Origin of the sequence: Pseudoalteromonas luteoviolacea NCIMB 1944 (assembly GCF_001625565.1) — a bacterium.
Classification (GTDB): domain Bacteria; phylum Pseudomonadota; class Gammaproteobacteria; order Enterobacterales; family Alteromonadaceae; genus Pseudoalteromonas; species Pseudoalteromonas luteoviolacea_F.
This window is the reverse complement of record NZ_AUXS01000049.1, coordinates 1-23223: the sequence shown is the minus strand read 5'-3', so window position 1 is coordinate 23223 and position 23223 is coordinate 1. Positions and strand designations below refer to the sequence as shown.

At 41.4% G+C, this 23223-nt stretch carries 18 protein-coding genes; 13 read left to right on the top strand and 5 right to left on the bottom strand.

Annotation, left to right across the window (positions count from 1 at the left end; all coding sequences use genetic code 11):
• The first annotated feature begins 347 nt into the window (after positions 1–347).
• The 6 genes from N483_RS27090 to N483_RS18765 all read left to right on the top strand — a co-directional run bounded on the left by N483_RS27090 (position 348) and on the right by N483_RS18765 (position 7462).
• Positions 348–509 carry a hypothetical protein gene (locus N483_RS27090; protein WP_023401180.1) on the top strand — a complete coding sequence of 54 codons (162 nt, stop codon included), beginning with the start codon at positions 348–350 and terminating at the stop codon, positions 507–509.
• 529 nt (positions 510–1038) lie between these two features.
• Positions 1039–1650, top strand: a complete 612-nt coding sequence (gene lexA, locus N483_RS18785) for a transcriptional repressor LexA (protein ID WP_023401179.1) — start codon at positions 1039–1041, stop codon at positions 1648–1650.
• Between the two features lie 358 nt (positions 1651–2008).
• On the top strand, positions 2009–2707 hold the full coding sequence (locus N483_RS18780) for a DUF3313 family protein (RefSeq protein ID WP_023401178.1): 699 nt from the start codon (positions 2009–2011) through the stop codon (positions 2705–2707).
• A gap of 16 nt (positions 2708–2723) precedes the next feature.
• Positions 2724–3794 (top strand): efflux RND transporter periplasmic adaptor subunit, encoded by a 1071-nt coding sequence (locus N483_RS18775; protein WP_023401177.1) that lies wholly within the window; start codon positions 2724–2726, stop codon positions 3792–3794.
• Complete coding sequence (locus N483_RS18770; RefSeq protein ID WP_023401176.1) at positions 3791–6850, top strand: efflux RND transporter permease subunit; 3060 nt, start codon at positions 3791–3793, stop codon at positions 6848–6850. The genes N483_RS18775 and N483_RS18770 overlap by 4 nt, the downstream gene beginning before the upstream one ends.
• A gap of 129 nt (positions 6851–6979) precedes the next feature.
• Complete coding sequence (locus N483_RS18765) at positions 6980–7462, top strand: DUF3016 domain-containing protein (RefSeq protein ID WP_023401175.1); 483 nt, start codon at positions 6980–6982, stop codon at positions 7460–7462.
• A 22-nt stretch (positions 7463–7484) separates the two neighbouring features.
• Here N483_RS18765 and N483_RS18760 read toward each other — a convergent pair whose 3' ends face one another.
• Positions 7485–7778 (bottom strand): hypothetical protein, encoded by a 294-nt coding sequence (locus N483_RS18760; protein ID WP_023401174.1) that lies wholly within the window; start codon positions 7776–7778, stop codon positions 7485–7487.
• A 72-nt stretch (positions 7779–7850) separates the two neighbouring features.
• Between N483_RS18760 and N483_RS18755 the strand changes: the two genes are divergently transcribed.
• Complete coding sequence (locus tag N483_RS18755; RefSeq protein WP_023401173.1) at positions 7851–8060, top strand: hypothetical protein; 210 nt, start codon at positions 7851–7853, stop codon at positions 8058–8060.
• A 20-nt stretch (positions 8061–8080) separates the two neighbouring features.
• Here the strand turns inward: N483_RS18755 and epmB are convergent, their stop codons facing one another.
• Positions 8081–9094 (bottom strand): EF-P beta-lysylation protein EpmB, encoded by a 1014-nt coding sequence (gene epmB, locus N483_RS18750; RefSeq protein WP_023401172.1) that lies wholly within the window; start codon positions 9092–9094, stop codon positions 8081–8083.
• A 41-nt stretch (positions 9095–9135) separates the two neighbouring features.
• On the opposite strand from epmB, the gene efp reads away from it, so the two are divergent.
• Both efp and epmA read left to right on the top strand, forming a co-directional pair.
• Positions 9136–9702, top strand: a complete 567-nt coding sequence (gene efp, locus N483_RS18745) for an elongation factor P (protein ID WP_023401171.1) — start codon at positions 9136–9138, stop codon at positions 9700–9702.
• A gap of 90 nt (positions 9703–9792) precedes the next feature.
• Complete coding sequence (gene epmA, locus N483_RS18740; RefSeq protein WP_023401170.1) at positions 9793–10767, top strand: elongation factor P--(R)-beta-lysine ligase; 975 nt, start codon at positions 9793–9795, stop codon at positions 10765–10767.
• A gap of 46 nt (positions 10768–10813) precedes the next feature.
• Here the strand turns inward: epmA and N483_RS18735 are convergent, their stop codons facing one another.
• The 3 genes from N483_RS18735 to N483_RS18725 all read right to left on the bottom strand — a co-directional run bounded on the left by N483_RS18735 (position 10814) and on the right by N483_RS18725 (position 13780).
• On the bottom strand, positions 10814–12019 hold the full coding sequence (locus N483_RS18735) for a methyl-accepting chemotaxis protein (protein ID WP_036977054.1): 1206 nt from the start codon (positions 12017–12019) through the stop codon (positions 10814–10816).
• Between the two features lie 193 nt (positions 12020–12212).
• The gene (locus N483_RS18730) at positions 12213–12920 is read right to left on the bottom strand and encodes a glycerophosphodiester phosphodiesterase (RefSeq protein ID WP_023401168.1); all 708 of its coding nucleotides are present in this window, start codon (positions 12918–12920) and stop codon (positions 12213–12215) included.
• A complete protein-coding gene (locus N483_RS18725) occupies positions 12920–13780 on the bottom strand; it encodes a DMT family transporter (RefSeq protein ID WP_023401167.1) in 861 nt (286 codons plus the stop codon). The genes N483_RS18730 and N483_RS18725 overlap by 1 nt, the downstream gene beginning before the upstream one ends.
• Before the next feature lie 126 nt (positions 13781–13906).
• On the opposite strand from N483_RS18725, the gene N483_RS18720 reads away from it, so the two are divergent.
• The 4 genes from N483_RS18720 to N483_RS18705 form a co-directional block, all read left to right on the top strand.
• Positions 13907–15016 (top strand): sensor histidine kinase, encoded by a 1110-nt coding sequence (locus N483_RS18720; RefSeq protein ID WP_023401166.1) that lies wholly within the window; start codon positions 13907–13909, stop codon positions 15014–15016.
• 9 nt (positions 15017–15025) lie between these two features.
• Entirely contained in the window at positions 15026–15625 is a 600-nt protein-coding gene (locus N483_RS18715) for a response regulator transcription factor (protein WP_023401165.1), read from the top strand.
• 162 nt (positions 15626–15787) lie between these two features.
• Positions 15788–17884, top strand: a complete 2097-nt coding sequence (locus tag N483_RS18710; protein WP_172642426.1) for a hybrid sensor histidine kinase/response regulator — start codon at positions 15788–15790, stop codon at positions 17882–17884.
• Between the two features lie 186 nt (positions 17885–18070).
• The coding region (locus tag N483_RS18705) for an SdrD B-like domain-containing protein (RefSeq protein WP_196764415.1) at positions 18071–23223 on the top strand (5153 nt) is incomplete at its 3' end.

Below are 23223 nucleotides of genomic sequence, written 5' to 3'. Positions count from 1 at the left end.
ATCCTGAACTTGTTTCAGGATTCATGTATTCGATACTAGCTAGGTGTTAGAAGTAATAGCCTTAACAACTGTTAAAACAGCTCATTTCACCTTGCGCAAACTGAACGCACTCGCTTCGCTCGCTGTCATTGGTGCTTTGTTCGATGTTAATTTGGATGATGAAAATTGGGTTTTAGAAATAGCGTTTTTTATCCAAAATTTTAGTTCTTTTATTAATAAGTATTTTTTAATTTCTTTTTGATATGTTGAAATTAACGCAATTATAAAAATTAAAAATAATATTATTCATTATGTTGAAAGTGATAATAAATGCTGTTAGGTTGGTTGTAGTTAATAAGGAGATAAAAATGTTATTAAAATTAAAGAAGAAAAACATCAAAGTGATTAGCCATGATAAAGCCAACGTTCCTGCGGAGATGACACCGCAAGTTGCTGGCGGTTTATTTAAAACTTGGGAATGTACAGGTACAAGAACTTGCCCAGGAACATATACTACTACGGCTTGCTAACAAACTGAATAGAGCTACGTAAAGTAGCTCTATTTCCTGTTCAATAACTAAAGTATCGAATACCCTCATCAAAATTTTCATTTAAAAATAGTGTTATTACTTCCCTTTTATTTAGCCATGATGGATTTTTAGTTCATTAATAATTAAAAGTTTCTGGATAGAAGAAACTACTTCTGTTGAACCAACCTCGTTAATTCAAAGCTAAAGGCCTTAACCTTTTTAATAAAGAAAATAATATGAATAAAGCCGGACAAAGAACGAGACTTAAGTGAACCAGATACATTGCCTTTTATAAGTTGAGTTGGGGCTGAAGGCCTTCGGCGAAGTGTTGTTTAGAAAGCTCAAGAAGGAGAACTATTTGCCGCTTTGATTTATTAAATGGGCCATGAACCTACCACCGTTGCGACTCTATTTAACACTCATCACTTTGCTGTTTTTATAATTTGTCTAAGTATTCAACGATTAGCATTGCGATTTAATTTTAACTGTATATACTCACAGTAAATGCACTGTATGGAAAACCAGTTATATGCGACCATTGACTAAACGACAAGAACAAGTTTTTGAACTCATCAAAGTTTTTATCAAAGACACAGGAATGCCGCCAACGCGAGCGGAAATAGCGGAGTCTCTCGGTTTTCGCAGTGCAAATGCGGCAGAAGAGCATTTGAAAGCACTTGCCAAAAAAGGCGTTATAGAAATGGTACCAGGCGCCAGCAGAGGAATTCGCTTAGCTGAAGCTGATGAGCCGGAGCAATTAGGCTTACCTCTGGTTGGGCGTGTAGCCGCTGGCGAGCCTATCTTAGCGCAGGAGCATATCGAAAATCACTGCAAAGTTGACCCAGGCATGTTTCAACCTTCAGCCGATTATTTGCTCCGTGTTAACGGTATGAGTATGAAAAATATCGGTATCATGGACGGCGATTTGTTAGCGGTTCATCGCACTCAAGTCGCAAACAACGGTCAGGTGGTAGTCGCCCGTGTTGAAGAGGATGTGACTGTGAAGCGTTTTGAAAAAGTAGGGAAAAAAGTATTCTTACATGCAGAAAACGAGGACTTTTCGCCAATCGAAGTCGATCTTGAGCAGGAAGTGTTTAATATCGAAGGTTTAGCGGTAGGGGTTATCCGTGGCAATCTGTAAATAGCTTTTCATTTCGATAGCTCTTTGACGTTACTTTTTCATGGCTGGAGACGTGTCCTCCAGCTCGATTCTTTCAATTTTTCTCATCTTAATTTACTGCTGATCTTTTTAGCTCTAACTTCATATCATATACTTAATTACAATTTTATAACTTAGCTACCAAACTAGTTCGTATACGCGAGTGATTGAAGATAATTTTGCACTTATTTAGTTATTCGCGGTCAGAGCTATTCGTCTTAGTTTGTGGTGCCTAAAACTATAATTGTTTTTGTAAGTTACATTTGATTTCAAATGAGATCAAAGTATCTCTTTTGATTGTGCTACAACCACTGGAAATGAATTGATTATGGAGCGACTTATGACTTGGTTTCGTATTGTACTAATTTTTACATTTACATGTCTTGTTTCCGCATGTGCATCTACTTCACAAAATACGCGTTCAGGCTTTTTACCGAGCTATGATTCTTTGGCCCCTTCCGAAGAATATGAAGATACAGAACTTTATGTAAACAGTACGTTTGATCAAACAGCGCTCAGTCAGGTTGAAGTATTGTATATTCCTCAGTTTGAGGTATGGATAAATGTTCAAGATTCCGAGTTTTTGAATATAAACCCGCTACATGTTGCTAAGTTAAGCCACTATATGCAATCGCAAATGGTAAAAAAGCTAGCTCCCCATTTTCAGGTGGTGACAGAAAAGCCGCTTAATCTGAATGAGCGAGTGTTGATGATAGAAGGGGCATTTACAGATGTTCAGTTTGAACCTGTTGCATTGCAAGTGAGAGACTTTGTCCCGATTCGCTTAGTCTATAATGCAGGAAAGACGGCCTACCTTGCTGCAACTGAGCAAACTGAGGCATTGACACATGTGTCTTTGGAGTCTGCTTTTTATCTTGGTAATAACCCTCAACCCGTAGTGATGATGACAGCACACAAAGAGCTAGATACCGTTTTAAAAGCAGATGGCACAGAGAATGTAGCAGCGGTTAAAGAAGTGCTAGATGTGTGGATAAATAACTTTGTTACGGCGATGACAAAACATCGCGATGTTAAATAGAATTAAAGGAGCTTTCATGAAGACAATAAAAAGCAAGCAGCTATGTGCAATGGCGTCAATTTGTCTTGCATTAATCGGTTGTTCAGACCAGCAGCCAGAGCAGCAATCTGAACAACTTCGTCCCGTAAGGACAATGCTGCTTTCTTCTCAGGTAGACGGTCCTTTAGTTGAGTTTCCAGCAGTTGTAGATGCAGCTTCATCCGCAGATCTATCTTTTAAAGTATCAGGTGAAGTTACCGAGTTATTGGTAAAGCAAGGTGAAGAAATCCAATTAGGCGATGTAATTGCAAAGCTGGATACAACAGATTATCAGCTTTCACTAGATGACGCTCAAGCTAACTATAATAAAGCGCAGGCGGATTTCAGTCGAGCGAAACAGTTGATCAAGTCCGGCACAATTTCGCAATCGGACTATGATCAGCTGCAATCTCATTTTACAAGTGCAAAAAGCAAACTAGCAAACGCAAAAAATAACTTGTCTTATACGAATTTGAAAGCGTCATTTTCTGGGGTGGTTGCTAGAACTTATATAGAGCGCTTTGAAGAAGTACAGGCTAAGCAGGTTGTTGCGACGTTACAGGATATAAAACATGTCACACTTAAGGTTAACGTGCCTGAAAGTTTGATGATAAAAGTATCTAAAGACGCACCAAAACATATCATAGCCGAGTTTTCTGGAATACCAGATAAGACTTTCCCGCTGGATTTTGTTGAAGTAAGCACTCAAGCCGATGAAGTCACTAAAGCATATGAAGTTACCTTGAGCATGACTCGCCCTGAAAACTATAACATTTTACCAGGAATGACAGCCAAAGTTTTAGCTAAAGGTGCAGATGTCAACAAGAGTGGATTATACCTGCCAATAAATACTGTACTCAAAGACGCATCTGGAAATTATGTATGGACAGTTGAGCCTGCTGGTGCTGGCAAAGGTGAGATTAAAAAGAAATCTATTGTGATTGGTGATGTTTCAACATTAGGGTTTCCAGTGCTCAGTGGTGTGGCAGAAGGTGAGTACATTGTTACAGCGGGCATGAGTAAAGTAAGTGAAGGTCAACTTGTAAAGTTTAACAAGGAGGCACAGTGAATATAACCAGACTTGCTTTAGAAAATAACCGTACTACCTGGGTATTGATCGCTGCGCTATTGTTTTTTGGCATTGTGTCATTCAATAAAATGCCAAAAGACTATGATCCCGGTTTTATTATTAGAACAGCGCAAGTTATTACTTACTTTCCTGGTGCGAGCCCACAGCGTGTAGAGGAACTAGTTACAGATCAAATCGAAAAGGTAGTTCAGCAAATTCCTGAACTGGATTTTGTCAGCAGTACCTCGAAAACAGGGGTGTCCATTGTTAGCGTCAATATTAAAGAAAGCTACAAGAATATGCGGCCTATCTGGGACAACCTGCGACGTAAAATACAAAGTATTGAGCAAGATCTTCCCAGTGATGCACAAACGCCTATCGTCAACGATGAGTTTGGTGATGTCTTTGGCATTGTGATCGGCCTGACAGCTGAAGGGTATAGTTATCGTGAGATGGAGGATGTTGCTGAGCAGGTCAGAGACACATTACTTCGCTTACCGGAAGCTGCAAAGGTTGAGATATACGGTAACCAAGAGCAACGGGTCTTTATTGAATTTGAAAATGCGAGGCTAGGAGCCTTAGGTATTTCGCCCAGTCAACTTAAAGATCAATTAGCGTCACGAAATATCGTCAACCCCGGTGGCTCTATTTATATTAATGATGAAACATTGGCACTAGAGCCAAGTGGCAACTTTGAATCAGTCGAAGATATAGCCAATACGATAATCAATGTACCTGGTAGCGAGCAGGTTTTGCTGCTTTCAGACATTGCAGTCGTATATCGTGACTACGTAGATCCTGCAAAATCGAAAGTACGTGTTGGCCAAGAAGATGGCTTAACATTGGCGATTTCAATGCGCCATGGCGGCAACAATATTGCGTTGGGTGAGCAAGTATTAGAGACTCTGAACTATTTGGAAAGTGTCTACCCTATAGGTGTTGAATTTAAACTGCTGTCGTTTTTACCAAAAGAGGTTGAGCAGAAGGTCAGTGACTTTGTCTCTAACTTACTACAAGCGGTGCTTGTCGTTACCTTAGTGATGTTATTCACATTAGGACTGCGCACCGGTTTAATTGTGGCAAGCCTCATCCCTATGAGCATGGTATTTGGCATTTTAGTGATGTCGTTTTTCCATATCAGTATTGACCAAATTTCTCTAGCAGCCTTGATTATTGCACTTGGTATGTTGGTTGATAATGGCATTGTAATGTCTGAAAATATTATGGTTCAAATGGAGCGAGGAAAGGCTGCGATTGATGCGGCAGTTGATTCCGCGGATGAATTAAAAGTACCATTACTCGTGTCATCGCTAACCACTGGGGCCGCATTTTTACCTATTTTCTTGGCTGAGTCCTCAACTGGTGAATATACCGCTTCTCTGTTTAAGGTCGTAACGATTACATTACTATGTTCTTGGTTATTGGCTATGACCATGATCCCAATGTTGTGTGTATACTTTACACGCGTTAAATCCCAATCAGCCGACTATAATTCAGGTATCTATTTAAGCTATAAAAATCTTTTAACAACCATGATCCGTCATCGCTGGGTCACTTTATTAGCTTGTATTGCCGCGTTTTTTATTGCACTCCAAGGAATGCAATTTATTCCTAAGCTATTTTTCCCACCCTCTGATCGTGACTATTTTAAAGTCGAATTGGAGCTACCGATTGGCACACGACTACAAACAACGGAAGCCTTGGTAAAAGACATGGAAAGCTATATACAGCAAGAGCTACTTGTATCAAGTGAGCGCCCAGAAGGCGTTACACAGTGGGTGAGTTATGTCGGCAGTGGCGGGCCGAGATTTTTATTAACTCACAATCCAGAGCCTACCAGTGCTAACTATGCACTGATGATAGTCAGTACCACGTCATATAAGCTGATTGATTCATTAATGGTTGATATTGAGCGGTACGCATTAAGCCGTCATCCTGACCTATTAATAAAGCAGCGCAAAATTGAAAATGGAGCGCCGATCGCTAACCCGGTAGAAGTCAGACTTTCAGGAGATGACAAAGATAAACTGATGGCCATTGTCGATCAATTGAAAGCGAAAATGGCTGCAACACCTGGGCTGAAGGCGGTAAGTGACGACTGGGGTTTGCCGAGCAAAAAAGTACAGATCAAGATAAACCAAACTCGCGCACGTCGGGTTGGAGTGTCGAGTAAAGATATTGCAAGTTCATTACAGACTGGCTTTAGTGGTCTGGAATTAACGCAATATCGTGAAGGTAACGAGTTAATTCCTGTGACGCTTCGCTCTGTTGCAGCGGATAGAGATGATATTGGTAAGTTAGAAGCCATGATGGTTTACTCTCAAGCAACTGGCGCTTCAGTGCCGTTGAAGCAGGTTGCAGACATCGAAGTGGTTTGGGAGAGTGCCCAGATTTTGCGTCGTGATAGATTGAAAACAGTTGCGGTTGGCGCGCAACTAGATGGGATCACAGCGAATGAAGGTTTCGCTGCAATCGTCCCTTGGCTTGAGGAGCAAAAGCAAAATTGGCCATTTGGCTATTCGTATGAGTTAGGTGGTGAAGCTGAGTCATCAGGAAAAGCGAACCAGTCTATAGCGGATAAGATGCCGATTGCAGTCTTTATAATTGTCATCTTATTAATTGGTCAATTTAACTCTATTCGCAAATCAATTATTGTATTAACGACTATCCCACTGGGATTTATTGGCGTGATCTTAGGTCTACTAGTAGGGCAGTCATTTTTTGGTTTTATGACCTTGCTTGGCATTATTTCGCTTGCGGGTATTGTGATAAACAACGCGATTGTATTGTTAGAGCGGATTAAAATAGAGTTGGAAAACACCCCGGAAAACCCAGTTGAAGGCATTATTTCAGCGGCACAGCAGCGTATGCGTCCCATTCTGTTAACGACGGCAACAACAGTGTTTGGTTTAATTCCATTGTATTTAGGCGGTGGTGAGATGTGGGAGCCTATGGCGCTTGGCATTATGGGTGGGTTGTTGTTTTCCACGCTACTTACACTGGGCATAGTCCCCGTACTTTATGCGTTGTTTTATCGTATCAAAGTACAACACTAGCAAAGTCGTGGCGTTCACAACGATAAATCGTGAATGCCAGTAAAAGCCTGTTAATGAGTGTAACCCTTAAGTTTTTGTTCAGTGTGGTGAGCAGAAAATGAACATACAGGCTAACCAGAGGAGTAAATGATGAAACTTATCAACTATGCAATTGTGGCAATGCTGATCCCCATGATGGCCAATGCTGGTGAAGTGAAAGTGGCATGGCTAGATTTTAAAGAGTACAGAGATGTGTTTCCTGCAAAAGAAACTCGTGGTGGATATCACAAGCGCATCGCCAAGCAATTTGACTCGCATTTAAATAAACTGGCGGCAGATATGCCTGATGGATATACCTTATCTGTAAAGTTTGAAGATATTGACTTGGCTGGAGATGTCAGATTTAACATGAATGATATTCGTATTATCAAGCCAATTTATTTTCCCCGCTTGAAAATTACATACAGCGTAACAGATAACGCAGGCAAAGTGCTTGTTGAAGCAAAATCGAAAGTACTAAAAGATATGAACTTTATGGATAGGATAAAATTTGGTAGAGATTCTGAGTTTTATTACGATAAGCGGTTGCTGAGTGACTGGTATAAAGATGATGTCGAGCCAATTGTTAAATAAAAAGAGCGCTTAGGCGCTCTTTTTATTTAAATGTGGCGAGTAACTGAAGTAGCTGCTGTAATTTAAACACGGTTTTCTTTAGGTGTGCTTCATCGAGCTGTTCTGATTTACTCAATTTATCTACATCAGCAGCGACATCAAGTACATAAGGTTTAAAACGCTTGGCTTCGAATTCAAACCCTGCATCTTTGCTAAAAAGTGATGAGAATTTGCCATGCCCTTGTTGCTGTAATTCATCTAATTTTTTATCTGCATCAAGTGACTGACGATAAACAACTTTTAAGTTTTCGTTGAGCTTTTCGATGATTGCTTGCATGTTTTTCCTAAAGTCCTGAGTAAATCGGTCGATATTTTACTTGGATCCATCAAACTTGTCAGGTGAATACCTATGAATATTTCCGGAAGTAACCTTCCTGCTATGTCTGGCGCTGGTCCAGGTGGTGAAGTATACAGTGCTTCTCTGGCGAAAAAGCAACAGCAAGCAGATGGACGAGCTGCCCTCGCTTTAATTGAATCTGCTGGTAGTTCTGCCGCTGCGCAAACTCCAGCAAAGTCTGTTACAGCATCTTTGGGCAACAACATCAACGTATATGCATAGTATACGTTGATGTTTGCATTTTAACTTAAATGCAAATCAATCGGCGTCTTACTTTGTTTGCCGCCGATTTCTCTTACTAATTTGGGTACCAAGAAACCGGGTAATGTCTCCAGCATTTCGGCGACTAGTTTGGTTGCATCTGACTCGCTCATATCAAAATGGCTAGCACCCTCAACCTTATCCAGTAGGTGTAAGTAATAAGGCAATATATCACTGTCAAATAAGGCTTCGCTCAACTCTGACAAAGTGTGGGCGCTATCATTGATCCCCTTTAGCAGGACAGATTGATTTAGCAGCGTCACGCCAGCTTGCTTAAGTTTGCGCATTGCTGTTTTAAATTCATCATCAATTTCATTAGAGTGATTAATGTGGTTGACCAGAACTGCTTTGAGTCGGCTATTTGCCAATCGGTCGCAAAGCTTATCGGTTATCCTTGCAGGAATGACGACAGGCAGACGACTATGGATCCTGATGCGCTTGAGCTGTGGCAAGGCTTCTAACTCGTCTAACAGCCAGCAGATCAGGTCATCTTTGGCCATCAAGGGATCTCCACCGCTTAAAATTACCTCGTTAATTTCTGGGTGTGTAACTAGATACTCAAAAACCGATTTTAAAGCGCGTTTATTAACTTGATTGTCCTGATATGGGAAATGTCGTCTGAAGCAATAACGGCAATTTACGGCGCAGCCTGTTTTGAGCATCAAAAGAACGCGAGAACGGTATTTATGCAATAGGCCGGGAACAGGGGCATCTTGCTCCTCTAATGGATCTTTATTGAACCCGCTGGCGGCAATAAACTCTTGATGTAAGGGCATCACTTGTAATAGCAGAGGGTCGTAAGGATCACCGTAGCGCATTTTTGCGATAAATGGTCTGGGTACACGAAGCGGAAAAAGTCGCTTTGCAGCAAGATCTTTGGCACTGAAATGTGACTCCAAACCCAACATTTTGAGTAGTGTATCTGGGCAAGTAACGACATTAGCCAATTCTTTTTGCCAGTTAGTATGCAAATTTACTTCATTTATTTGTATCATTAGCAGGTTTATTACTCGAAATACGATGATTAGAGGATACGATGGCGAATTATAGCACCAACGAGTTCAAGGGCGGCCTAAAAATTATGATTGATGGCGAGCCTTGTACGATCCTAGAAAACGAAATGGTTAAACCAGGTAAAGGCCAAGCTTTCAACCGAGTTAAGATCCGTAAGTTGATCTCAGGAAAAGTATTAGAAAAAACGTTTAAATCTGGCGACTCAGTTGAAGGCGCAGATGTAATGGAAACAGATCTAGCTTATCTTTACACTGATGGCGAATTCTGGCACTTCATGAACAACGACACATTTGAGCAAATCGCAGCTGACGAAAAAGCAGTGGGTGACAATGTTAAATGGTTGGTTGAAAACGATGTATGTACAATTACACTGTGGAATGGCAACCCGATAGCGGTAACACCGCCTAATTTTGTTGAACTTGAGATCACAGATACAGATCCGGGATTAAAAGGTGACACAGCGGGTACAGGCGGTAAGCCTGCAACTTTAACAACAGGCGCTGTTGTTCGCGTTCCACTATTTGTTCAAATTGGTGAAGTGATCAAAGTTGATACGCGCACAGGTGAATACGTGAGCCGCGTTAAGTAATTATTTACTTGAACACTTTGACGTTAGAAAATCTCGGCCTTGGTCGAGATTTTTTTATGACCTAATGTAATTCATATTTTGGGGTAGACAATGAATGATGTGAAATGGGCACCGAGTGCGGACATTGAGACACTGAAACAGCGTGCTGCAATATTGGCAAGTATTCGCATGTTTTTTGCGGAGCGTGGGGTTTTTGAAGTTGAAACACCATGTTTGAGTCAAGCGTCAGTCACTGATGTGCATTTAGCGACATTCGCCACGCAATTTGTTGGGCCCAGTTATGCAAAAGGGCTCCCTTTATACTTACAGACTTCACCTGAGTTTGCTATGAAGCGGCTGCTTGCTGCAGGCAGTGGTGCGATTTATCAAATTGGAAAAGCATTTCGTAACGAAGAGTCGGGTCGTCACCATAACCCTGAATTCACAATGTTAGAGTGGTATCGCCCGGGGTTCGATGAGTATTTGTTGATGGATGAAATAGATGCGCTTATGCAGTGTATTTTATCTTGTGGCAAAGCTACGAGGATCAGCTACCAAGCGGCGTTTGAAAAATATCTATCTATAGATCCTTTGACCATTGAATTGGATGCCTTGAAGGCTGTATGTGAACAATATGGATATACAGAGATAGCTGCTCAAGAGACGAGTGTCGATCCTTTGCTTCAATTGCTATTTTGTATGGAGATAGAACCCCAAATTGGACAAAACGTACCGTGTTTTGTGTATCATTTTCCCGCTTCTCAGGCGGCTCTTGCCAAATTAAACGAGCAAGATCCTCGTGTAGCTGGGCGCTTTGAACTTTATTTTAAAGGGATGGAGCTCGCTAATGGCTTTAACGAACTGACCAATGCAACAGAGCAAAGCCAACGGTTTGATGAAGACAACCTGCAACGTCAGCAAATGGCACTACCTAAAGTTGAAAAAGATAATCGCTTTTTAATGGCTCTAGAGCAAGGGCTGCCTAACTGTGCAGGCGTGGCATTGGGCATTGATCGGTTAGTGATGCTGGCAACGGGAAAAGCTTCTATCAAAGATGTGATTGCATTTGATATTGAACGTGCCTAACTGTCTTCGCAGCTAGAAAAAAGCCCAGTTTTAACTGGGCTTTTTTTTAAACGAAACGTTGCAACTCTTTTTGGGTTGTAGTCGTCAGCTGATGAGCATGCTGACAATCTGCGAGCGCAGTATCAAGCTGATCTTTTGCCGACTGACCTAACTCGACAATTTGTTGCACCGCTTGATGAGTATGGTTTTGCGTATCTTCAAGTTGATGTACAGCACTGACTATTTCTTCCAATTGTGACTGGTTACGTTCAAAATCAGCACTCATATCAGCAAATCCTTGAGAAGTTTCGCTGATGGCTTTCTCTGCGCCACTTGAGTGTGTGATCAGCTGCTCAGATTCCTGATGGGTTTCACTGACAAGGTGATCCATTTGATTGATAAAATCGCTGATCTGTCTCGTGGCATCGTTTACTTTGACAGACAAGTTGCGCACTTCATCAGCTACTACGGCAAATCCTCGTCCTGCTTCCCCAGCTCGTGCCGCTTCTATTGCGGCGTTGAGAGCAAGCAGGTTCGTTTGATCTGAAAACTCTTCGACCATTTTGAGGATATTGCGGATATTGTCGCTATTTTCTTTTAGGCCGGCAACGGTTGTCGAAAAGTTACCAAGTAGAGTGGTTATCTGCTGTACTTCACTGACAAGCGTTAGTAGTGATTGAGACGAGCCTCTCACAAAATGCAGGCTTTCAGTATTGGCCTGATAAACTTGGTCCGTATTGCTAACGATACTTTGTAAGCTGTGAGTGACTTTATCACTGGCAGCGATGATGGTATCACCTTGAGTAATTTGTTGTTCGCCAACCGACACCGTATTGGTCATGGAATAGGTCACTTGTTGATTGCTGAGTGTTGCCGCTTCAGCACTCTTATAAGTGTTGCCTAATAATTCGCCCAAATGAGCTGTAAATGTGTTGTACTGTGCGCTGAGGTCTCTAAACTCGTCGTATGTAAACTGTGGTAATTGTGCGCTCAGATCGCCATCTTGACGATTTATTTGTTCTAACCTGTCGCGCATTGCTTGAACAGGGCGAACGATTAAAAAGCGCATATAAAAAAAAGTAAATATAAACGCCACTACTGAGGTAAATGCAAGAAACCAAAAGCCGGCCGATGCGCTGTTTGTCTCGCTAAGGTATGAATATAGCCACCCCAATGTGAGTAACTGAAATACAAACAAGAACCCTAGGTTACCAAAAATTTTTCTGGTCAGGGTATAAAATAAAGACTCTTCAATTAAATTATATATTCGCATGTACAAACTCGTCATAGGCTGTCACTCGCCAGTTGTGTAAATACTGACTCAATTAACAAGCTATGCCAGATATTCACAGTCAGTGTTATTAAAATATACCACTTAACAGAATTATTTAAACTTGTAGAAGCTGGATCCCCAAGTAAATGCTATTTTAGGTTTGTGGCGCAGTTAGCATCACAACCACAACACACTATTTATTTAGCCACTGGTTGACGACCATTTTTGCATAACAAGGGTAGTTACTGAAGATACCATCGACACCCATATCTAAGACCAGTTCAATGTCCTGTTGTTTATCTACAGTATAGCTATAAACATACAGTCCTCGTTGTTTGGCATCCTTTACAAACTCATGATTAATAAAGTTTTTATCAATGTGAATACTATAGGCGTGAAGACGTTCTGCAAATTCAGCATAGTGCAGCGGGATAGAAGCGGTGAGCGCACCAATTTTTACCCAAGGCATTTTCTGTTTTAGCCACACAAGCTGGTGGTGATCAAATGACGAAAGTATAAGCTGTGAACGTGAAATGGTGCCTGCTTGTACATTTTTTTCAATATATTGCACAAACTTATCTAGGCTGTATGTGTGTTTTAGCTCAAGGTTTAAGGTTGCCTTGTTGCCGACCAAATCGAATACATCCTGAAGGGTTGGGATCCCCTCTCCGTTACCTGCATCGAGTTTATTTAATGCTTCTCTAGTAGCATCTCTCACCATACCTTTTCCACTTGTAGTACGATCTAACCAAGTATCGTGAATGATGGCATAATCATCACGACAACTCTGTACATCAAGCTCAATGCCATTTACATCCACTTCCAAAGCTGCGCTAATTGCACTTAGCGAGTTTTCAGGATGCATACCGCTGGCTCCACGGTGTGCAAAGACTTGGATCATCATTTTTTCCTTGTTATTGACCAAGTTTCAAAACAGGCAGCACTAACAACTAACACGCCGCCAATAAGTGTTGTCATACTTGTTGTCTCAGATAACAGCATATAAGCCAATACGGTGCCATACAAGGGTTGTAAACAGGAAATTAAGCCTACCGTGGTCGCGCTTAAATGACGCAAGCTACTGGCAAAAAATGAATGAGGTATCGCTGTAAATACCATGCCAGCTAAGAGCAAGTAGTAAATATCTTGTAATGGTAAGGTGCTAGGTGGGTTGTCAACAAATATGGACAAAATAACCGCTGCGGTTAAAGTCTGATAGAGCATGGTGTGCGAGCCACCATATTGAGAGAAGTATTTTTTTTGTAATAGGTTGCGCGTAGCAAAAAAGGCACCAGATAAAACACCCGTTAAAATTCCCAAGGTGACTTGATCGCCTAAATCCGTATTTGGCATCATGAGATATATACCAAAAATCACGACCACGGCATTAAATAAATCAGTAAATTTAATACGTGTTTTACTAAAAAGTGGTTCCAACAATACGGTGATAACAGGATAAGTAAAAAATGCGATGATACCTGTGGCTATCCCAGCCATTTGCATCGCGGAAAAATAAGTAACCCAGTGAATACCAACAATGACCCCTAGTCCCACAGCAATGAAGTAATCTTTTAATTGGTTGAGTCTCAATTGCTTACTTTGCACTTTAAGAATGACAATCAAGGTAATAAAAGCGATTGCTGTGCGATAGACAGTAATGTCTAATGCTGGCAATGCAATTAGCTTGGAGAAAAGCGCTGTGCCTCCAAATAGGAAAACAGCGAGGTGTAAATTAATTAACGCTGATTGATGTTGCTGCATAGTTTTTGTAGCGCCTTTATTGATTGTCATTTTTTAGCAGAACAAAGTGACACTTGTCACTGATAGATTGTGCATAAGCATGTTAAATTAAAACTATCAATCTATATACCTTAATAAGCGGCTGTAATGAGATTTAGGTTTGGTAATTCGACCCATACAATGCAATTGGCTAGGCATGGTAGGCATTTGTTTGCTAATTATGGGCATTTGTTTTTTTCAGTATTTTACTTTTTTCCATTGTTTAGGAGCTTTGATTCATATACGCAAACCGAAGTTAGTATACAAGTCCTAGCTTATTTAGGTTTTGTATACCTGTACCACAAAGCATTGAATTGCCCTGCGAAAGACGTACTTCGTTTAATTGCCTGGATGGCGATAATCTGTATTTTTGTCACAACGCTAACACCAGGAACAAGCACATTATTTGGCTACATAGGTTACTTTTTAGGATTTTGTTTTATAGGTCCAGCCCGCTGGTTAATGCTGTTGATCCAGATGATAATGATTGCAGTAATCACAGTATTATTAATTGACCCTCATAGCTGGCCCTATTTTATTGGCCCGGCGGTTGTTATTTCACTAGGGTTGTTTAGCTTTGGGGTAGTGGAATATAAAGATCGTATACATAGCAACGAAACTCGCAAAAATAAAGAGCAGATCCAGCAACTGGCAAAAATTGCTGAACGTGAACGTATTGCGCGTGACTTACATGATTTACTTGGGCATTCATTAAGCTCTATCTCACTTAAATCAGAATTGGCTGGAAAATTTATGGCCGCGGGCATGTTAGATAAAGCAGAGAATGAAACAAAAGAAGTGGCGATGCTTGCTCGCACTGCATTATCTGAGGTGCGTGAGGCTGTGTCTGGCATGAAACAGCTGGGATTGACAGCCCAACTGGAAGTGATGGCGTCTCGTTTACAAGACAAAGGCGTTGAGGTTCATAAAGTTGTTGAATGTGGCCCAGTTACTGCTGAAAAAGAAAGTTGTCTTTGCTTTGTGGCAAAAGAAGCGATCACCAATGTAATGAAACATAGTAGTGCCAAGCATATGCATATCACTTTGCGAGAGGAGCACAATTGCCACACTCTCACTTTTCAAGATGATGGCGAAGTGGGTGATGTTGTGTGGGGTAATGGCTTGCTCGGTATCAAATCGAGAGTAGAAGAGCTTGGTGGTAGCATGAAGTGGTCCACAAAGCATGGCTGCAAGCTGGTGGCGCAGCTCCCCATATAAGGATACGAAATGAAAATTTTAGTTGTAGAAGATCAAGCGTTGGTGCGAAACGCAATTTCAGCGTTGTTGAGTTTGGAGGCTAATCTAGAGGTGGTTGGCCAAGCAGAAGATGGCCAGCAAGCACTTGAGTATTTAGCCAATCACGAGCCCGATATTGTGCTGAGTGACATTGAAATGCCAAATGTGACTGGGCTTGAATTGGCGCAGATTATTCAGGAGAAATACCCAAGAGTTAAAGTGGTTATCATGACCACTTTTTCCCGCGCCGGATATATTAGACGGGCCATGGCTGCAGATGTAAAAGGATTTATTCTCAAAGAGGCTCCCAGTGATTATTTGGTTAACGCGCTGAAGAAAATATCAGTAGGGCAAAAAGTCATAGACCCAGAACTAGCAATGAATGCACTGGATGACAGTGATCCGCTATCCGATAAAGAGCGCAAGGCCTTGAGGTTAGCCAGTGAAGGAATGAAAACTCGGCAAATCGCTGAATCTCTATTTTTAAGCGAGGGCACTGTCAGAAACTATTTATCAGATGCAATCGCCAAATTGAATGCGACAAACCGTGTTGATGCAGCGCGTATTGCAAGACAAAAGGGTTGGCTGTAAATCAATTCAACCCTTAAAAATGATAGTTTACTCTTTATTAGTGGTTTTTATTAGTAATATAATACTAGTAATTAATTAAAATAATGTAACTAATCATCCATGGGCGATCCGAAACTACTATTACAAATTTTAGCGCTGACAACCTGTGTTTGTGCGGTGTTTATGATGGTTAACTGGCTGATCCACAAACACATCGCAGGCACACGCCTATGGTTTGGGTTTGTATTTTGTGCCGCAATTGCATGTATGTTTCAAGCGTCGTTGTCGCTGTCGCCTATTTGGTCAGTTATGGTTCCCAACACCTTGATACTTATTGGGTTATATATGCTGACTCGAGGTGTGGAACGGTTTTTTTCTGTGCAAACACATCAATTTCCATGGTATGTATTAGCAGGTATATTCTTCCCCAGTTTCATCTATTTCACCTTTATTGAGCCGAGCTTCTTAATACGTGTCGTCGTCAACTATATGGTATGGTTATTAGCGATGGTGCTATGCCTGAGAGCGCTATTTTTAGGTCAAAATAAGCGCATCTCTTCTTTTTCTCCTGCTCATTGGACATTTGCGATTGCCTGCTTTTGTCTACTAATTGTTTTTACATTGCGACTGAGTATGCTTGGCAGTTATGAGCATAGCGATACGCTGGGAACCAACAACTGGGTTAATCAGTTTTTTTCTCTATCGGTGATCGTCATGCCACTGATATTGTGTTTTTCACTGTGTTTACTGTGCAGTTGTCGCAAAGAGCAGCAACTGGCAGAGCTCACTCAAAATGCTAAACGTGAATCACAGAAAAAAGAGCGTTTTTTAACTCTTTTGAGCCATGAATTGAGAACACCACTCAATGCCATTGTTGGCCATGCAGAGTTAATTAAAAAGGCGCCCAGAGAGCCGTTGAAATACCAACAGTATTGTGATGTCATTATTTCTACGGCCATGTCACTGGCTGATTTAGCAAATCAAGTGCTGTTAAATGCACGTGGCAAGTCGTCAACGCTGGTACCTGTAAACTTATCTCAATTTGCAGATTTGCTCATCGCGCAGTTCAAGCCGCTGTTACAAGAAAAAGGGGTTGAGCTACGCACTCAATTGATCGGTATAGCCAGCGATAAAGAGTATTTGGTTGATCAAGACAGTATTGGCTTGGTGGTTAAAAACTTATTGTCCAATGCGATTAAATACACTCAAAGCGGCATCATCACTTTGTCTATTACGCAGCAAAGCGTAACGCACCAAGGTGAAATAGTTCGGTTTGAAGTTAAGGACACCGGCGCAGGCATGACCGCAGAGCAAATAGAGCAGTTATTTAAACCTTTTACTTCTTCTGATCCAGCTCGTTCTATTGCTCACAGTGCGGGGGTTGGATTGGTGCTATGCCAGCAAATACTCGAAGTATTAAAAACCAAATTACATGTTGTCAGCGAAGTAGGGCACGGTAGTTCATTTTACTTTGATATAGAACTATCAGAATCCATCATCACAAATCGGCAAAAGCAGACGAATACCTATCAGCCACAAGCTGTTTCTCAGTTGTGTGGAGATATTTTAATTGTCGAAGACAATCAGTTGAACCAGGAAATTCTGAAACATCTATTGTCCTCATTGGGGTTAAACTATGAAATTGCAGCTACTTTATCTGCCGCAGAAGCTGCGCTTAATCGCGCTCAATTTGATGTGATATTTCTGGACATGCATTTAACAGACGGCCATGGATTAGACTGGTATCGGCGTGTTTTTAAAAGTTTTGATTTTAAGCAGGCGCCTGTTGTGGTCGCTATCACGGGAGATGTTGATGAGCAGTCTCAGCAAGCTTATCGTATTGCCGGAATTGAGCATTTTATGGCAAAGCCTATCCAGCAGAAGTTGCTAGAAAAGCTGCTTGCTCAATTACTGATGCCAGCGAGACACTTTCTGGCGGAAAAAAGCATGCTGGATTATTCAGTCATTGATGAGCTTGTCAGCACCATGAGTCCGCAGGTATTAAATGCCAAGCTCATGTATTTAAGTGACAGGTTAGATTATGAGTTTGCTCAGCTACGCGGATTAGCCGATATACAGGCATTTGAAGCGTTGGAAGAAAAATTGATTCAATTGGAAGAAGAAGCCGGTGCGCTGGGTATGTGTGTTCTTCACATCGCGCTTCAAGATGTTCGTCTATCAATGTTTGATTCTTTAAATGCCGATTGGCAAGCACTGCATAGTTTGGCGAAGCACAGTGCACGCTGCTTATCCGATTATCATTCAAAAGTACTGCAATAATTTATTTTGTTAGTTTTAAAGGGTTTGTTTTACCTTTTATGGGTTCAATTCCTGTTTACAAATGTTGTTATTTGAGGGAAATTACACTGGATTACAGTAACCAGATTCAATAAAATTCTCATCCGTTTTTATTAGTATTGTTTTGGGAACGGGTTGTTTGTTGCTTTATTGTTCGGGTTATTGAAATTGAAGAAGCTTTTATTTTCGTTATTCTCATTATTTATTCTGTTGTACACGAGTGTTGCGTTTGCAGTTGACCTGCAAATTTCCACATTTGAAGATTTAGATACAACAGTCCCGAGAGGGGGGAATGTAAGATATAACCTCGAGTTTACCAACTCAGAAGAAGATACTGCCAACAATGTTTCTGTTGAGTTCTTTTTACCGCAAACCACAAGCTTTGTGTCTAGCTCGAAGCCGTGTACTCAATCCAGTTATCAAGAAGGCGGTACCTCCAAAACCAAGTTAACATGCCCCATTGGCCAATTGTCGGGGCGAGTGAGTGACTCATTACAGGTTACGATCAAAACATCGGCTCAGACAGGCGATACAATAGAGCCGAGTGTACGTATTAGTGCAGACAATGAGTCGAGCAACAAATTACTGAACAATACTGAGACTCAAAATACTTCAATTATTGCGGGTGTAGATTTAGCCATTACCTCATTAGCAGCTAATCCTACTTCAGTAAATTTAGATACTGTTTTTACTTATCAAATCAGTGTGAAAAATAATGGACCTGATGCGGCGGCAAACGCAGTCGTAAAACTTAATCTACCCAGCTTCACATCGTGGGAAAACGCCAGCACTGTAGATTTCGATGGCTGGCGCTGCGCTGGCAGTCAAACGCTAACTTGTACAATTGCTACTTTTAATTCTGGAGCATCATCAACGCTGAATATTCAAGCTCGTGTGAGCCAGGTAAGCAGTGGGACAGTTACGGCCAGTAGCAGTATCAGTAGTGATACTGCGGAAATAGATGCATCAAATGATCAAGCATCTGTTAATACGACTATAAATCCAAATGCTGATTTAGGTGTTGCGATAAAGCAGTATAAAGCCGATGGAACACCTTCATGGTATGGACCTCTAAATATACAAATCAATGAACGTCATTACTATGATGTAACGGTGACACATTTGGGGCCAAGCTCAGTGACGCCAGCTTATATGAGTACGACGTTAGCCAGTGGTATGAGTAATATCACAGTGCAATCACCTTCTGGTTGGTCATGTAATATCAATTCGCTCGTAGTCGCTTGCCAATCGACAAATACTATGGTGAAAAATGACAGCGCTGTAATCAGAATATATGCAAATGCGCCAACATCGGAGGCGACATTTTCAACCTCAGCGCAGGTGAGTTCCGATTTATTAGATTTAAACTCTACTAATAACCAGGCCAGTGCCAGCGTTAAAACCAGTATTGCACAAACCTCATTTGTCTCGGTCAACAAAACAGCACTAAATGGCAGTACTTATTATGTTGACGATGAAATAGAGTTCAAAATCACAGTTACAAATACATCAGAGGCGACAACAATTGAGTCTTTGATAGATACATTGCCGGATTCGCTGAGCTATGTGAGTTACAGTTCTAGCCATTTTAATTGTGCTTTGAACGCAGGTAATACGCAAAGAGTTGATTGTACGCCTATCTCAAGCAATTTCGCTAAATCGCAAACATGGCAAGTCAATGTTAAAGCAAAGGCAAAAGTAGTTAGTCAAAGCGCTGTCAATTGGGCGAGTGTTGCGCATGGTGGGCGAGAGTCAACCAGTGATAGTGCCAGCATTGCAATTTTGGATGTTGCTCCTGATCTTAGCATCACCAAGTCTTCTGATCTGAATTGGGATTCAAATATTAACTATATGAATAAAGAGTTTTACTACTTTATCAAAATAGTGAATTCGGGAGGGGGAGCTGCAAAGGACATCAAGGTGGTGGATAATTTTGCCAATACATCAGGCTACACTCCTCTTTCCACTGCAACACGTAAATATAGTAATGGCTCTTGGCAGACTGTTGCTGATTGGTGTGAGATCACAAACACAATGGTGACTTGTACTGGCTCAGAAGTTGGTGCAAATGAAACCATTGAGATATTAATAAGGGCGCGTTCGCCTATATATACGGGCACAGAGAGCAACTATCGACCTAAAAACACCGCAACTATGACGGTAGGCGGGGTTGATTACACTGCCAATTATGAAGGGTGGGGTTTACATCCAAGGAACCCGGTGCTGCTCAATATTACAAAAACAAAATCAGCATCAACGACAGCCAGTACAAGTTTAGTTGAACAAGCTGGTGACATTATTAATCGTATTGTTGTTTCAAATACGGGCAATGGAGCAACGCTTGGCAAGGTTACCGTGGTTGATGCTTTGCCAAGTGGAGAAACGTTTATCGCGAATGGGAGCTATGGCACAAACTGGTCTTGTAGTGCCGCTGAGCAATTAGCGGATGGCAGCGGTGGCAAGGTGACTTGTTTATATCAAAATGCAGATGCAAGCCGCATAGCCTTGTCTGGGACTGCACCAAACTTGACTATCACAACTCGAGCTACCTCTGTGGGGGATTTAAAAAATACTGCGACTGTTACCGATATCGGTGGAGCACCTGGGGAGGCCTCTGCATCTGCGACCATTAAAAGTGCATTGAGTGCTGATTTAAGCATTCAAAAAGTGGCGAATGCGAGCAGTATCACGACTTCTCAAAATGAGATTGGCTATCAGATCACTGCCACTAATTTGTCGGGTTCTGACATTGTTGGCTTAGATGCGGACTCACTAACGATTGTTGATACTTTCAGTGCGACATTTAAATCACGCGAAGGGAATAAAGAAACGGGGATCACATTCCCATCATCTGTAAATAGTGCGCTCGGTGCACGTTTTTCATGTACTAGAGTTGATACCGGTGAATACGAAAATACACAAACTGCGATCACTTGTCGCTTAAATACAGGCCAAACATTTGCCCTCAATGATAGTGTCACTATCCCTATGACAGTGGCTCGGCCTTTTGTAACAACGAATGGCCAAGTTATCAACTCAGTACAAGTGTCATCAAATACACATATCGATCCAAATACGGCGAATAACTCGGCAAGTGCGACAACATCTGTACAATCATTATTTGATTTGGCCGTGACGAATGTTGTGTATGCCAAGCCAACGGTTTTAAGCGGTGATATCGCCCTACAAACGATCCATATTGCCAATATAGGTGCTGTTGCAGCAACTAATGTAGTGCTAGAGCATACTTTTAATGTACCAACAGGCAAAGAATATCAATATGTAAGTAATAGTTTTTCTCGGGCTGGGCAAAGTAATATTTGTTCTTACACCGAGGTGACTAAGACTCTGCGCTGCAGTATTGGATCGCTAGACAGTAATGAAGTACAAAGTGTTACCCTTCAAATTCGTCCAAAAAGTGCATCTGATCGCCAAGATTGGATATTAGAAAGTACAAGCAAATTATCTGCCTCAAATATGTCACTGGATAGTGACGCTGCCAATAATAGCTTCAACAAGGCTTTAACCGTACAAATACGCGAAGCCAACCTGAAAATTGAAAACAATGATATTAGTGATCCGTTAGCTTGGTATCCTACACCGGGCTCATTTCCAGCAACGCTGGACAATGTGGTGGTTTATAAAGTTGATCTGGAATATTTGACGGATAATAACGGTGAAACTTCGGTGGCCAGTGGTGTCGGCTACAACTTTACTATTTCGCCAGCTAATAGCTCAAAGCAGTTGCAGTTTTTGTGTGACAGCAGCTCTAATGCAACTTGTAGTGCGGTGACTGCACGTTGTGGCAATCAAAATCTGACTTTTAACAACGAAACGACCTTTAACTGTTTAGGTCCAGAAAATAGCAGTTCATCTTTAGCAGAAAATGAGTTACTTGAGAATACAGGCGGCCAGTCAGCAATTTATACCCGCTATATGTTCTTTAAGATTTTATCACGTCCGTCAACAACTGGCGAAGTCGCAACGACCAGTGCCTCTATTTTTTCGAATGAAAAAGATCTCATCACGGCAAATAATGACGAAAGTGAAAAAACTTCTATTCGTATTGCCGTAGACTTGGCGTTGACCAAAACAGCGTCTTTGAATAAAGTCGCTTTGGGTAGTCAGTTTGATTATCAATTTACGCTCACCAATGCGGGTCCTGGTGACAGCGCTGACAATGTACTTTACGATTATCTTCCAAGTTATTTGAGCGTGGCAGGAAATGCGATTACCTCATCAGGTAGTTGTACAAATACTCGAGCAAACTCTCCAAGTACAGGTGCGCTTACTGATTTTATTCGTTGTAATATTCCGCTTATTCAAATGAATGAAACAGTACAAATCCGTATTCCAGTTACACTTACTGCGGTGCCTAGCAATAATCTTGTGGTCAATGAAGCCTGGGTAGAAACACAAGGCTTTGATACAAATAAGCTAAACAACAAAGCAACGTCTTCAACTGAAGTTATTCAAGGTTTGATATCGGGGTATGTATTTGTTGATGCAGTGAATAATGGGCTTTTTGACAGTAATGTCGATTCATCACTATCTGGCATAGAGATATTGTTGGACGGTGTGACTGCTGGTGGACAAACTATTGTTCAACAGCGTGTATCAACTGATGCAAATGGTCAATTTGTATTTTACGATTTAGTTTCTGGCACCTATAAACTGACGCAGCCGACTCAAGCGGCTTTAAATAGCTACAGAGATGGTAAAGAGGCGAAATCAGGTAGTGTGCTTGCAAATAGTCAAGGTACAGACGCAATAACCAATATTGTACTTGCATCTGGTTCGGCCTCCCAAGGGCACTCATTTGCAGAGCTTTTGATAGGTGATAAGTCTGTTTCAGGTACTGTGTTATTGGACGTAAACCAAGATGGCATAGTCGATTCAAATGATGCGCTACTAAAAGACATCACGGTCACAATCACAGGTACTGATAAATATGGTCAAACAGTAAATACCACCACTACGACCAATGCCAACGGTGAGTTCAGCTTTACTGGTTTAATCGAGTCCAATGCTGACGGGTATACCATCACGCAAACACCAAGCACAAGCTATCAAACCGGCAATCGCTATATTGGCACAGGTGCAGGCGTAGTAAGCAATGTCGCCAAAGTGGTGGTAGGTACAGATCCAACCCCTGCGATCCGCTTTACCGAAAAGCCAAAAGCCGGTGAGAAGTCGATTGCTGGTAAGGTGTTTTTTGACGTAAACCAAGATGGCGTAGTTGATTCAAATGATGCGCTGTTAAAAGACATCACAGTCACAATCTCGGGTACTGATAAATATGGTCAGGCAATAAATCAGAG

Bases quoted from the DNA above. Each gene is read 5' to 3' on its own strand.
- N483_RS27090 (WP_023401180.1), top strand. From the start codon at position 348: ATGTTATTAAAATTAAAGAAGAAAAACATCAAAGTGATTAGCCATGAT.
- lexA (WP_023401179.1), top strand. From the start codon at position 1,039: ATGCGACCATTGACTAAACGACAAGAACAAGTTTTTGAACTCATCAAA.
- N483_RS18780 (WP_023401178.1), top strand. From the start codon at position 2,009: ATGACTTGGTTTCGTATTGTACTAATTTTTACATTTACATGTCTTGTT.
- N483_RS18775 (WP_023401177.1), top strand. From the start codon at position 2,724: ATGAAGACAATAAAAAGCAAGCAGCTATGTGCAATGGCGTCAATTTGT.
- N483_RS18765 (WP_023401175.1), top strand. From the start codon at position 6,980: ATGAAACTTATCAACTATGCAATTGTGGCAATGCTGATCCCCATGATG.
- N483_RS18760 (WP_023401174.1), bottom strand. From the start codon at position 7,778: ATGCAAGCAATCATCGAAAAGCTCAACGAAAACTTAAAAGTTGTTTAT.
- N483_RS18755 (WP_023401173.1), top strand. From the start codon at position 7,851: ATGAATATTTCCGGAAGTAACCTTCCTGCTATGTCTGGCGCTGGTCCA.
- epmB (WP_023401172.1), bottom strand. From the start codon at position 9,094: ATGATACAAATAAATGAAGTAAATTTGCATACTAACTGGCAAAAAGAA.
- efp (WP_023401171.1), top strand. From the start codon at position 9,136: ATGGCGAATTATAGCACCAACGAGTTCAAGGGCGGCCTAAAAATTATG.
- epmA (WP_023401170.1), top strand. From the start codon at position 9,793: ATGAATGATGTGAAATGGGCACCGAGTGCGGACATTGAGACACTGAAA.
- N483_RS18735 (WP_036977054.1), bottom strand. From the start codon at position 12,019: ATGCGAATATATAATTTAATTGAAGAGTCTTTATTTTATACCCTGACC.
- N483_RS18730 (WP_023401168.1), bottom strand. From the start codon at position 12,920: ATGATCCAAGTCTTTGCACACCGTGGAGCCAGCGGTATGCATCCTGAA.
- N483_RS18725 (WP_023401167.1), bottom strand. From the start codon at position 13,780: ATGCAGCAACATCAATCAGCGTTAATTAATTTACACCTCGCTGTTTTC.
- N483_RS18720 (WP_023401166.1), top strand. From the start codon at position 13,907: ATGAGATTTAGGTTTGGTAATTCGACCCATACAATGCAATTGGCTAGG.
- N483_RS18715 (WP_023401165.1), top strand. From the start codon at position 15,026: ATGAAAATTTTAGTTGTAGAAGATCAAGCGTTGGTGCGAAACGCAATT.
- N483_RS18710 (WP_172642426.1), top strand. From the start codon at position 15,788: ATGATGGTTAACTGGCTGATCCACAAACACATCGCAGGCACACGCCTA.